This window comes from Burkholderia sp. Ac-20345, assembly GCF_017104825.1.
Taxonomy (GTDB): Bacteria; Pseudomonadota; Gammaproteobacteria; order Burkholderiales; family Burkholderiaceae; genus Burkholderia; species Burkholderia lata_B.
This window is the reverse complement of record NZ_JAAGPO010000009.1, coordinates 13,945-26,663: the sequence shown is the minus strand read 5'-3', so window position 1 is coordinate 26,663 and position 12,719 is coordinate 13,945. Positions and strand designations below refer to the sequence as shown.

Annotated in this window: 10 protein-coding genes; 5 read left to right on the top strand and 5 right to left on the bottom strand. The window is 67.4% G+C overall.

Annotation, left to right across the window (positions count from 1 at the left end; genetic code table 11):
* Positions 1-34: 34 nt before the first annotated feature.
* On the bottom strand, positions 35-484 hold the full coding sequence (locus G3O06_RS06335) for a phosphate-starvation-inducible PsiE family protein (RefSeq protein WP_174973495.1): 450 nt from the start codon (positions 482-484) through the stop codon (positions 35-37).
* Positions 481-858 (bottom strand): LysR family transcriptional regulator, encoded by a 378-nt coding sequence (locus tag G3O06_RS06330; protein WP_174973551.1) that lies wholly within the window; start codon positions 856-858, stop codon positions 481-483. The genes G3O06_RS06335 and G3O06_RS06330 overlap by 4 nt, the downstream gene beginning before the upstream one ends.
* A gap of 368 nt (positions 859-1,226) precedes the next feature.
* Between G3O06_RS06330 and G3O06_RS06325 the strand changes: the two genes are divergently transcribed.
* A complete protein-coding gene (locus tag G3O06_RS06325) occupies positions 1,227-2,288 on the top strand; it encodes a Dyp-type peroxidase (RefSeq protein ID WP_205815443.1) in 1,062 nt (353 codons plus the stop codon).
* A 179-nt stretch (positions 2,289-2,467) separates the two neighbouring features.
* Here the strand turns inward: G3O06_RS06325 and G3O06_RS06320 are convergent, their stop codons facing one another.
* Positions 2,468-2,857, bottom strand: coding sequence for a GIY-YIG nuclease family protein (locus tag G3O06_RS06320; RefSeq protein WP_175000679.1), 390 nt, complete (start codon positions 2,855-2,857; stop codon positions 2,468-2,470).
* Positions 2,858-3,305: 448 nt separating this feature from the next.
* Between G3O06_RS06320 and G3O06_RS06315 the strand changes: the two genes are divergently transcribed.
* The 4 genes from G3O06_RS06315 (at position 3,306) to G3O06_RS06300 (ending at position 10,371) form a co-directional block, all read left to right on the top strand.
* Positions 3,306-4,121 (top strand): family 1 encapsulin nanocompartment shell protein, encoded by an 816-nt coding sequence (locus G3O06_RS06315; RefSeq protein ID WP_205815442.1) that lies wholly within the window; start codon positions 3,306-3,308, stop codon positions 4,119-4,121.
* A gap of 104 nt (positions 4,122-4,225) precedes the next feature.
* On the top strand, positions 4,226-4,495 hold the full coding sequence (locus tag G3O06_RS06310; protein ID WP_205815441.1) for a hypothetical protein: 270 nt from the start codon (positions 4,226-4,228) through the stop codon (positions 4,493-4,495).
* Positions 4,496-5,116: 621 nt separating this feature from the next.
* Positions 5,117-7,966, top strand: coding sequence for an AAA family ATPase (locus G3O06_RS06305; protein WP_205815440.1), 2,850 nt, complete (start codon positions 5,117-5,119; stop codon positions 7,964-7,966).
* Positions 7,967-8,091: 125 nt separating this feature from the next.
* Positions 8,092-10,371, top strand: a complete 2,280-nt coding sequence (locus tag G3O06_RS06300; protein ID WP_205815439.1) for an FdhF/YdeP family oxidoreductase — start codon at positions 8,092-8,094, stop codon at positions 10,369-10,371.
* 87 nt (positions 10,372-10,458) lie between these two features.
* Here the strand turns inward: G3O06_RS06300 and G3O06_RS06295 are convergent, their stop codons facing one another.
* The gene (locus tag G3O06_RS06295) at positions 10,459-10,845 is read right to left on the bottom strand and encodes a RidA family protein (protein ID WP_205815438.1); all 387 of its coding nucleotides are present in this window, start codon (positions 10,843-10,845) and stop codon (positions 10,459-10,461) included.
* Positions 10,846-11,179: 334 nt separating this feature from the next.
* Positions 11,180-12,601, bottom strand: a complete 1,422-nt coding sequence (locus G3O06_RS06290; RefSeq protein ID WP_205815437.1) for a cytosine permease — start codon at positions 12,599-12,601, stop codon at positions 11,180-11,182.
* Between the last annotated feature and the right edge of the window lie 118 nt (positions 12,602-12,719).

Genomic DNA, 12,719 nt, shown 5'->3' with positions numbered 1-12,719 from the left:
GCATGGAACATGCATGCGGCCTGCCGCTCGTGTGTCACCTGCCCACATGCGCATCGTCCTCGACATCGGCGACGTCGGCCGGAAAGCGGTGCTGGCCGAAACTCAGGATCAGCACGCCCACTGCGAGCAGCACGATTCCCAACGTCGTCATCAGCATTCGTTCGGGGCTGTCGGTTGCACCGCGCAGTATCAGGTCGCGCGCGAGCGACGTCATCGCAATGAACAGCGGAAACCGCACGGGCAACCGGCCGAGTCGCAGGTAGCGCACGTCCATCGCGAGCACTTCCAGGTACAGGAACATCAGCAGCAGGTCGGTCAGCGACACCTCGCCCGCGAGCACGACCTTCCACGCTTCCTGCGTCATCGCGAACGCGGTCGCGAGCCCGATCACGATCAGCCCGGCCAGTTCGGCTGCGTGAAGGAAATGGCCGAAGCGGCGGCGAATGCGCTCGGCCGGCGAGCAGGAAACGGTGGTCGTATTCAAGGTGACAGTCGCGGTGATGAGGCTTGAACGGCGCCGGGCGGCGGGAAAACCGCGTCGTGCGCGGCGGCATGCGCGGTATCGTGCGCGTCCGACGCAACCGGCACATCCGGCGCGTGCGGGCCGGCCGCGCCGACCGCCTGCTCGACCGCGGACAGCGTCCGAAGGCAGCACACGTGGAACGCGTCGCCCGCATCGGTGCAGGCAACGTCGTCGTGCTCGCGGCACAGCAGCAGGCGGCAGCCGAGATACCGTTCGAGGCCGTCGATCCGTTCGCTCACCTGTGCTTCGTCGAGCTGCAGTTCGGACGCCGCGCCGGCCAGGCCGCCATGCTCGACCACCGCGACATACACACGCATCGCTTCCAGCAGGTTCATCATGACGCTCCTCGTCGGCGGGCGCAGCGGGACCTAATCTACTGCACGCGGCACGCACGCTCAAGAGCACAGCGCCGCGCGCGCCGGGAGTACAGCTGCGCGGGCGCGGCCCAAAATCCGGCCCTGTTTGACGGATTCGAATGACAGATTGGCGATACGTGTTCCAAAGACTGGCCGAAGCTGCTAGATTGCTTGCTCGACGACGTTACGTGGTGCGGGCAGGTCACGCGCCGTGCGGCCGGCCGCCACCGCTGCGGCCCGTTGCGCGAGGTCCGCGCAACGTCCTTCATCCGCATGACACAAAGAGAACAGTCGCATGACACAGTTCAACCGTTCGCCTTCGCGCGCCACGGCACTTCCGTCCCGACATGACTGACCGGCAGGCCACGATGCAGACATCTCCCCCGCTCTCCCAAAACGTTCACAGCACGATCACGCGCAGCGCGATCTTCCTCGTGGCGACGATCAATCCCGGCGCCGATCACGCCGACACGATCCGTTCATGGTGCGGCGACATCGCCGCGCTCGTGCGCTCGGTCGGCAAGCGCGTGCCGGGCGGCAACCTTACCTGCGTGTGCGGCTTCGGCGCCGACGCGTGGGATGCGCTGTTCGGCAACCCGCGTCCCGCCACGCTGCATCCGTTTCGCGAATTCGGCGCGGGGCAGCGCGTCGCGGTCGCGACGCCGGGCGACATCCTGCTGCACATTCGCGCGGAAGCGATGGACCTGTGCTTCGAACTCGCGACGCAGCTGCTCGGCGCGCTCGGCGATGCCGTCACGGTCGTCGACGAGGTGCACGGCTTCCGCAATTTCGACCAGCGCGCGATGATCGGCTTCGTCGACGGCACCGAGAACCCGGAAGGCCGCGAGGCGGTCGACTTCACGGTGATCGGCGACGAAGACGCGGAATTCGCGGGCGGCAGCTACGTGATCGTGCAGAAGTACCTGCACGACATGGCCGGCTGGAACGCACTCGCGGTCGAGACGCAGGAGCGCATCATCGGCCGCACCAAATTGTCCGACATCGAACTCGCACCGAACGTGAAGCCGTCGTGCTCGCACAGCTCGCTGACCACGCTCGACGAGGACGGCCAGGAAGTAAAGATCCTGCGCGACAACATGCCGTTCGGGCGCCCGGGCGCAGGCGAATTCGGCACCTACTTCATCGGCTACGCGCGCTCGCCGGCGCCGATCGAGCAGATGCTCGAGAACATGTTCGTCGGCCGCCCGCCCGGCAACTACGACCGCCTGCTCGACTACAGCCGCGCCGTCACCGGCTCGCTGTTCTTCGTGCCGTCGGCCGACCTGCTCGAAGCGCTCGCCGATCGTGCGGCGCCGGCCGCGGACGCCGCGCAGCCGGAAGCGTCGCCAGCCGCGCCGCATCGCGACGGCTCGCTGAAAATCGGCTCGCTGAAAGGCGTGCCGTCGTAAGGCAACGCGCCAGGGGCGGTCCGGCGTGCAACCCCGCGCCGGGCGTGCCCGGAACGGCCGCAGTTCAGTCGGCCGGGGCGCTCGTGCGCAGAGAGCGTGCGGCGCTGCGCTGGAGCCACCCGTCACATCCAGGCCGTGACGCGCAAAGGCGTACATTCTCGGCGCGCCGCCTCGACGAATCAGCCGACCAGGATATATAGCCAGTTCTTCGGCAATGCCCCACCCGGGCCGTTGCTGCACGCCAGCAGCCGTTCTCCGGATTGAGGGTGCGTGATGCCGGTACGGAAGGTCTCGATGGCCTTGCGCTCCAGACGGTCGAACGCGTTCCCGACCAGGTTGTGCGCTTCGAGGTAGATCGGGCACATCAATTTGAAGTCGGGCTTGGTGGCCCGGTGTTTCGCCAGCCGGGTGTACAGGTCACTGGTGATGCCGATATAGAACTTGTTGTACTCCGGCTTCGCGGCAAACGTGTTCAACACCTGCCGCAAATGCCCGATGACATCCTCGTGATTGATGACGCCCGTCTTCAGCATGTATTTGTCTTCGGGCGAGACGAGTTGCAGTGCCATGGATGACCTCCACTTGTTGTGAAGCTTCAATAGGCTGCATCTATGATTCATCCGGGCCCGGCCCCTGCGACTGAACGCCGCCCCACACCGGCCTCCTGAAACCCTGCCGGATGAATGTTCGTAAGAATGCCCGACTCGCGATGAGCCGTCGACCTGAAATGGTTCGCCGCGTTATCGAGCGCGACCCGGGCGGCGTGAGCGCCGGCACGAAACCGATTTCGCCATCCGGTCGCGGCATTCCGCACATGTGCACACCCTCACCCCACGCGCGAATTGCATAACAGTTGCGCCACCGCACGGTGTCGTTTCGATTTGTGCTGCAGTGGTGTCGATCGAGCCTGCTAATATGCATTTTCGCCCGCGATCGGCATGCCTGGCATCAGGCGCAGTCCCTCAGCCGATCGGCCCACCATGAAGTGTTTTCGCTGACGTGAGGCAACAAGAACCCATGTATAACCTGCACCGCGAACTCGCCCCGATCTCGTCCTCCGCCTGGGAACAAATCGAGGAGGAAGTGGCCCGCACGTTCAAACGATCAGTAGCCGGCCGCCGCGTCGTCGACGTCGACGGCCCCGAAGGCCCCGAGCTGTCGGCCGTCGGCACGGGGCACCTGGTCGAAGTCAGCGCGCCGCGCGAGCTCGTGAATGCACGGCTGCGCGAAGTCCGCACGATCGTCGAGCTGACGGTGCCGTTCGAGCTGAGCCGCGATGCGATCGACAGCGTCGAGCGCGGCGCGCGCGATGCCGACTGGCAACCGGCGAAGGACGCCGCGCAGCGGCTCGCATTCGCCGAAGACGGCGCGATTTTCGACGGCTACCCGGCCGCCGGCATCGTCGGCATCCGCGAAGGCACGTCGAACCGCAAGCTCACGCTGCCGGCGGACGTCAGCGCGTATCCCGACGCGATCAGCGACGCGCTCGAGGCACTGCGGCTCGCGGGCGTCGACGGCCCGTACTCGGTCGTGCTCGGCTCGGATGCGTACACGGCGCTCAGCGAAGCGCGCGACCAGGGCTATCCGGTCCTCGGCCATATCAAGCGAATCGTCAGCGGCGAGATCATCTGGGCGCCGGCGATCAGCGGCGGCTGCGTGCTGTCCACGCGCGGCGGCGATTACGAGCTGCATCTCGGGGAAGACGTATCAATCGGCTACACGAGTCATACCGACAAGGTCGTCCGCCTGTACCTGCGCGAGACGTTCACGTTCCTGATGCTGACGAGCGAAGCATCGGTGGCCGTGGCGCCGCAGGCCAGCACGGCGGCCTGACCATGGTTGCCCGCGCGCGATGCCCGCCAGGCGTCGCGCGCGACCGGCCGCACCGCCGGCCGCATGTTCGTCGCCGATCGAACCCATCTTGCATGGAGTGTGTGATGAGCGATTCGAATGAGGCATTGCAGGCGCTGCAGGCGTCGGTCGATCACCTGAAGCAGGCGGTCGATGCGAACGCGAGCAGCCAGGCCGGCGACACCGCCGTGCTGTTCACCGTCATGTCGCTGGTCCTGGCCGAGTTGCCGCCCGACACGCGCAACCTGATCGAGGATTCGTTCTCCGTCTGGGCCAATGGTCTGCCGAATGCGGCACTGTCAATGGACGTGAAGCAGATCGCCCGGCAACGGCTCGCGATGACATTCCCGGACTGACCGCGGCACGCCACGGTTGCGCCGTGTCCGGCCCGGACCGTGCAACCCGCCCTCTCCTTCGGCCGCCACACACGCATCGGCTGCGGTGCGTGCGTGGTCGCACTTGGCCGGTCGAAGCACGTTCCCGCTGCGGCGCTTCCGTCGCGCCTGCGCACCCGCGGTGCGCTCCACCCACCGGCAACCGGCGCCCTGCGCGCCGATGTCGCACCGCGCTCCGTTCGCGTTCCGCCCGCTCCCGCTTCCTGCCATCACACGCTGCGTAAGCCGCGCACGCCCGTGGCGCCGCGCGCCCGCCCGTCTGTACTCCTTGCCACCCGCGCGCGAGCGCATGCGAGGGTGCAATTCGCGGCCAGGCCGCTGCGGAACTGTGTCTTGGATGGCCTCCGCCGATTCGCTATTTTGAACGCAGTCGAAGCGATGCCGTGGGCTCCTCCCGGCACGCACGCTTGCCGCCCTGACCGCGACCGTACACGACGCCGGCGCGCGCTGCGCGACAGCACCGGTGCCGCCCGCGCGCCGCCGTGCCGCGCGTCGTGCGTTCGCGGTCGGGATGCGCCACGCGCCGCACCGCATCGGGACTTCACCCTTCGACCCACTTTCACCGACAGGAGCCAGACCACCATGCCCGCACTTTGCGATATCTGCCACGCCCGGCCGGCCGTCGCGCGCGCAACCGTGATGCAGGACGGCGAGCGCAAGACGATCTCGATCTGCGATTACCACTTCCGTCAGCTGATGCGGCATCAGAGCATGCTGAACCCGTTCGATTCGCTGCTGGGCGGCGGCGGCTCGTCGTCGCTGTTCGGCGGGCTCGACGACGAATCGCCGCTCGCCGCCGAGATTCCGCGCGAATCGGTCGACCCGACCGACGCGTTCAGCGAGCAGACGCTGGAACTGCTGCAGCGCGCGGCCGAGAAGGCGCACGAGCTGCGCCGCGGCGAGCTCGATTCCGAACACCTGCTGTACGCGCTCGCGGACACCGACGTGTGTGCCGCGCTGTTGAAGGAACTGAAGCTGTCGCCGCAGGACATCCGGTCGTACATCGACGAGCATGCGCACACCGGCACGGCCGATCCCGACGCGCCGCTCGACAAGCTGTCGATCTCGCCGCGCGTGAAGAAGGCCGTGCAGTACGCATTCCAGGCGTCGCGCGACCTCGGTCACTCGTACATCGGCCCCGAGCACCTGCTGATCGGGCTCGCATCGGTGCCGGACAGCGTCGCCGGCACGCTGCTGAAGAAATACGGCGTGACGCCCGAGGCGCTGCGCCAGAAAGTCGTGAAGGTGGTCGGCAAAGGTGCCGAGGACGGCCGCGTCGATGCGCCGACCGGCACGCCGAACCTCGACAAGTTCGGGCGCGACCTGACTGCGATCGCGCGCCAGGGCAAGCTCGACCCGGTGCTCGGCCGCGCGCAGGAAATCGAGAGCACGATCGAGGTGCTCGCGCGCCGCAAGAAGAACAACCCGGTGCTGATCGGCGAGCCGGGCGTCGGCAAGACGGCGATCGTCGAAGGGCTCGCGCAGCGGATCGTCAACGGCGACGTGCCCGAGGTGCTGCGCGGCAAGCGGCTCGTCGAAGTCAACATCAACTCGATGGTGGCCGGCGCGAAATATCGCGGTGAATTCGAGGAGCGCGCGAAGCAACTCATCGACGAAGTCACTGCGAAGCACGACGAACTGATCCTGTTCATCGACGAGCTGCACACGATCGTCGGCGCGGGCCAGGGCGGCGGTGAAGGCGGCCTCGACATCGCTAACGTGCTGAAGCCCGCGCTCGCGCGCGGCGAGCTGAGCCTGATCGGCGCGACGACGCTCAACGAATACCAGAAGTACATCGAAAAGGACGCGGCGCTCGAACGGCGCTTCCAGCCCGTGTTCGTGCCGGAGCCGAGCGTCGAGCAGACGATCGTGATCCTGCGCGGGCTGCGCGACAGCCTCGAGGCGCACCATCAGGTGACGTTCGCCGACGACGCATTCGTCGCGGCCGCGGAGTTCGCCGACCGCTACATCACGTCGCGCTTCCTGCCCGACAAGGCGATCGACCTGATCGACCAGGCCGCCGCGCGCGTGCGGATCGGCGCGACGTCGCGCCCGGTCGACATCCAGGAAGGCGAAGCGCAGATCGCGCAACTGAAGCGCGAGCAGGACTACGCGACGTCGCGCAAGCGCTTCGACGAAGCGAAGCAGTTCGAGGAGCAGATCAACGCAAAGCAGAAGGCCGTCGACGAGATGATGGAGGCGTGGCAGCGCAAGACCGGTTCGGAGACGCTCGAAGTGACCGTCGAATCGGTGGCCGAAGTCGTGTCGCGCCTCACCGGCATCCCGGTGTCCGAACTCACGCAGGAAGAGCGCCAGAAGCTGCTGAAGATGGAAGAGCAACTGCGCGAGCGCGTGGTCGGCCAGAGCGACGCGGTGGTGGCCGTCAGCGATGCCGTGCGGCTGTCGCGTGCGGGGCTCGGCCAGACGCACCGGCCGATCGCGACGTTCCTGTTCCTCGGGCCGACGGGCGTCGGCAAGACCGAGCTCGCGAAGGCGCTCGCCGAGACCGTGTTCGGCGACGAGCAGGCGATCATCCGCATCGACATGTCCGAGTACATGGAGCGGCACGCGGTCGCGCGGCTGATCGGCGCGCCGCCCGGGTACGTCGGCTACGACGAAGGCGGCCAGCTCACCGAGCGCGTACGGCGCCGCCCGTACAGCGTGATCCTGCTCGACGAGATCGAGAAGGCGCATCCGGACGTCTACAACGTGCTGCTGCAGGTGTTCGACGACGGCCGCCTGACCGACGGCAAGGGCCGCGTGGTCGACTTCAGCAACACGATCATCATCGCGACGAGCAACCTCGGCGCCGCGATCATCATGGACAACCTCACGCAACCGGAAGCCGCGCGCAAGACCGACAAGGCGATTCGCGAGGAACTGATGCAGGTGCTGAAGGGCCATTTCCGCCCCGAGTTCCTGAACCGGATCGACGAGGTGATCGTCTTCCATGCGCTGTCGAAGGAGAACATCCGCGCGATCGTGCAGATCCAGCTCGACCGCGTGGTGCGCACGGCCGCCGCGCAGGACATCACGCTCGTGATGGGCGACTCGCTCGTCGAGCACCTGACCGAAGCCGGCTACCAGCCGGAATTCGGCGCGCGCGAGCTGAAGCGCCAGATCCGCCAGACCATCGAGACCCGGCTCGCGAAGGAGATCCTCGCCGATCGCCTGAAGTCCGGCGACCGATGCGAAGTCGACTACGACAAGGCCAGCGACGAAGTGAAGTTCAACATGCTCGCGGCGCCTGATGCGAAGGCGGCCAAGGACGCGAAGAAGGACGCCGACGGCAAGGCGAAACCGAACGGCAAGGCGGCCAAGGCCACCGATGATGCGAAGGCCGGCGACACGCCCGCCGACGCACCGCCGCCCGCGCCTGCCGCGAAGCCCTCCGGCAAGAAGTCGTCCGGCGCGAAGAAGGACGCGCACTGAAACCCAGCGTGCCCCGCACGCCCGGGGCATGCATGACCGGCTCCGTCCACCGGACGGAGCCGCCCCACGCCGCGACACGGCGCAAACCGAGCCGCCCGTATCGGGACCGGCTGATGGAGATTCACATGACAAATCGACGCGAAGTGCCAGGCATCAGGAAGTACGACGGGCCCGCCGGTGGTTGGGGCGCGCTTCGCGCGACAGCCGATGCGGTGCGCACGCAAATGGAAACCATCGAGGCGCCGATCGTGCTGATGCGGACCAACCAGCCCGACGGTTTCGACTGCCCCGGCTGCGCGTGGCCCGACAAGGAACACAAGTCGACGTTCCAGTTCTGCGAGAACGGTGCGAAAGCCGTCACGTGGGAAGCGACGACCAAGCGCGTGACGCCCGAATTCTTCGCGGCGAACACCGTGTCGTCGCTGCTGCGCATGTCGGACTACGAGCTGGAGAACATGGGCCGGCTCACGCATCCGCTCGTCTACGATCGCGCGACCGACACGTTCCGAACGGTCGAATGGGACGACGCGTTCGCGCGCATCGGCGAAGTGCTGCGCGCGCTGCCGCCCGACCAGGTCGAGTTCTATACGTCGGGCCGCGCGTCGAACGAAGCCGCGTACCTGTACCAGCTGTTCGCGCGCGAGCTCGGCACCAACAACTTTCCCGACTGCTCGAACATGTGCCACGAGCCGACCAGCGTCGGCCTGCCGCAGTCGATCGGCATCGGCAAGGGCACCGTGTCGCTGGAGGATTTCGACCACTGCGAGCTGATCATTTCGATCGGCCACAACCCCGGCACGAACCACCCGCGGATGATGGGCACGCTGCACGAGTGCTCGCGGCGCAACGTGCCGATCATCGTGTTCAACCCGCTGCGCGAGCGCGCACTCGAGCGCTTCGCCGATCCGCAGGACATGATCGAGATGGCGTCGTTCGGCTCGACGCGGATCGCATCGACGTACTACCAGGTCGACGCCGGCGGCGACGCGGCCGCGCTGAAGGGCATCATGAAGGCGCTGCTGCAGCTCGAAACCGAACGCGGCAACGTGCTCGACCGCGAGTTCATCGCGCAGCACACCAACGGCTTCGACGCGTTCTCGGCCGACCTCGAAGCCACGTCGTGGGACGACATCGAGCGCGCGAGCGGGCTCAGCCAGGCGCAGCTCGAACAGGTTGCGCTCGCGTACGCGAAGTCGAATGCAACGATCGTCACGTACGGGATGGGCGTCACGCAGCACAACAAGGGCACGGCAACCGTGCGCCTGATCGCCGACCTGCTGCTGATGCGCGGCAACATCGGCAAGCCCGGCGCCGGCGTGTGCCCGCTGCGCGGCCATTCGAACGTGCAGGGCAACCGCACGGTCGGCATCACCGAGAAGCCGTCGGCCGAGTTCCTGAAGAAGATCGAGGACGTGTGCGGCTTCACCCCGCCCGCGCATCACGGGCATGACGCGGTGCAGGCGATGCAGGCGATGATCGACGGCACCGCGAAGGCGCTGCTGTGTCTCGGCGGCAACTTCGCGGTCGCGCTGCCCGATCCGGAACAGTCGTTCCCGGCGATGGCGAAGCTCGACCTGAGCGTGCATCTCGGCACGAAGCTGAACCGCTCGCACCTGCTGGTCGCGAAGGAAACCTTCATCCTGCCGGTGCTCGGCCGCACCGAGCTCGACATGCAGGCCACCGGCCGGCAGTCGATCACCGTCGAGGATTCGATGTCGATGGTTCACGCGTCGGCCGGCAAGCTCAAGCCGGCGTCGGACGAGTTGCGCTCGGAGCCTGCGATCGTCGCGGGGATCGCGCATGCGACGCTGCCGGCGAGCAAGGTGGCTTGGCTCGACCTGATCGCCGACTACGACCGCATCCGCGACCTGATCGACCGCACGGTGTCCGGCTTCGAGGCGTTCAACGAGCGCATCCGCACGCCGGGCGGCTTCCGCCTGCCGCTGCCGCCCACCGAGCGCGTGTGGCCGACGCCGACCGGCAAGGCGATGTTCTCGGTCTACAAGGGCGTGAAGGAAGATGCCGACGTGCTCGGCGCCGAGCAGGTGCTGCGGCTGATCACGCTGCGCAGCCACGACCAGTACAACACGACGATCTACGGGCTCGACGACCGCTATCGCGGCGTGTTCGGCCGGCGTGACGTGCTGTTCATGAACCCCGCCGATCTCGCGAAGTATGGGCTCGAACACGGCGACCTCGTCGACATCGAGACGGTCACCGCATCGGGCCGCGCGCTGCGTCTCGAGAAGATCACCGCAATCGAGTACGACATCGCGCCGGGGTCGGTCGGCGCGTACTACCCGGAGGCGAACGTGCTCGTGCCGCTCGACTACATCGACAAGGAAAGCGGCACGCCGTCGTACAAGTCGGTGCCGGTGCGCGTCGCGCGCTCGGCGGTAGTCTGAAGCAGCGGCAGGCTCGCGGGCGCGGATCGGCGTGCCGCGCGGGCCTGCCGCCGGCCGGGCGAGCCGTGCCGCGCACGGCTCGCCCGGCTACTTCGCCGCAACCGCCTGGATCTCGACCAGCAGCGCCGGCACGACCAGGCCGCTGACGATCACGACGGTCGACGCGCTCGCATGGCCACCCAGCCGCCGCTCACGCACGGAGCGATAGAGCGGCACCAGATCGGGACGGGTCAGGAACCCGTCCACCTTGACCAGATCCGACGCCACCATGCCCGCATCGGCTAACACGGCGAACAGGTTGTCCCAGGCCAGTTCCATCTGCCGCTCGGGATCGTCCGGCACGCTGCCGTCGGGCGCGGCCCCGACCTGGCCGGAGATGTGCAGCCAGCGTGCCTGGGCCGGCGCCGAGACGCCGTGACTGTAACGGGAAAACGGCTCGGCGATGCCGGCCGGATTATGCAGTTGAAGGGGCATGTTCCTGCTCCACGATCGATTGTCGGCCTCGCGTCGGCCGGATGTCGGCATCGGCGGATGGAGATGCGATCCGGTCGTGTGTGGCCGCATGCGCGGTCGCATCGCTGCGTTTCCCGCACATCCGGCCGGACCGGACGATGCACTCTACTCCATCGGCGGTTTCCCCATCTCGTCGCGATCAACCGGACGCGTTGCCCGCCGGAGCCGGAGCCGGATCCGGGACGCGGTGCCATGACCGCAAGGAACGCCTGCGCTCGGCCTTCAGTGCCCCCTCCACAACGCAGCACGGGAGACGGCACCCTGGCCGCCTCCCGCGCAGCAAACCACGCCCCGTTCAGTGCACCGCCGTCGGCGGCATCGTCGCGGCCGTCTGCCGGCGCCGGTACGCGCTGTCGCGCGACGCGAGCCAGTAGTACAGCGGCGACGTCAGCGCCAGCCCCACGAGCCACGACAGGTCCGCACCGCCGAGATGCGCGGGAATCGGGCCCGCGTACATCGGCGTGTTCATGAACGGAATCTGCACGAGGATGCCGATCGCATACGCGAGCAGCGCCTGCGGGTTGAAGCGGCCATAGATCCCGCCATCGGCCATGAAGATCGACTTGATGTCGTACTTGCCCTTGTGGATCACGTAGAAGTCGATCAGGTTGATCGCCGTCCACGGCACCAGCACGACGAGCAGCGCGAGCACGAGATCGACGAGGTTGCCGACGAAGTTCGTCGACGCGCCGATCGCCGCGTAGCAGCACGCGACGAAGATCACGACCGACACCACCGCGCGCGCCTTCGCGGTCGGAATCCACTTGTATGCGAACGTCTGCACCGACGTGATCACCGCCAGCACCGCACCGTACAGGTTCAGCGCGTTGTGGCTGATCACGCTCAGCAGGAACAGCACGAGCATCAGCGGGCCGAGCGGGCCCGTCGCCTGCTTGACCGCATCCATCGCGTCGGCGCCGGCCGGCACCGCGAGCACCGCGACCGCACCGAAGATGAATGCGAGCGTCGAGCCGATCGTGCAGCCGAGATAGGTCGCCCAGAACGTCGACGCCACGCCGACGTTTTCCGGCAGGTAGCGCGAGTAATCCGACACGTACGGCGCGAACGCGATCTGCCACAACGCCGACAGCGACACCGTCGCGAGCCATCCCGCGAAGTTGAAACCGCCGCGCGTCAGGAAATCGTCGGTCGTCACGTGCGTGAGGATCATCCAGAAGCCGACCAGGATCCCGATGCCGAGCACCCACGTGCCGATCCGGTTCAGGATGTGGATGAACCGGTAGCCGACGATGCCGATCAGCCCCGAGCCCACCGCGCCGATCACGATGCCGACGGGCACCGGCACCGACGACGCGATGCCGTGCACCGACTTGCCGGCGAGCACGATGTTCGATGCGAAGAAGCCGACGTACATCACGGCCGCGATCACGGTCACGAGCAACGCACCCCACGAGCCGAACTGCGCGCGGCTCTGGATCATCTGCGGGATGCCCATCTGTGGCCCCTGTGCCGAATGCAGCGCCATCAGCACGCCGCCGACCGCCTGGCCGACGACGATCGCGACGATGCCCCACATCAGGTTCAGGTGGAAGAGCTGCACGCCGAGCGCGCCGGTCACGATCGGCAGCGGCGCGATGTTGCCGCCGAACCAGAGCGTGAACAGGTCGCGCACCTTGCCGTGGCGCTCCGCGGGCGGCACGTAGCCGATCGTGTGCTTCTCTATCATCGGGGACGCGTTGCGGTCCACGTTCGTCATGGTGATGTCTCCTGTCCTGCGCGACGATGCGCGCTTGCCGTGTCAGCCGGCGCGCGTTGGGGTACGCGCCTGCAATCGGGTCCGGATACGCGAGCGACGACGCGCCGCGTGCACGCGC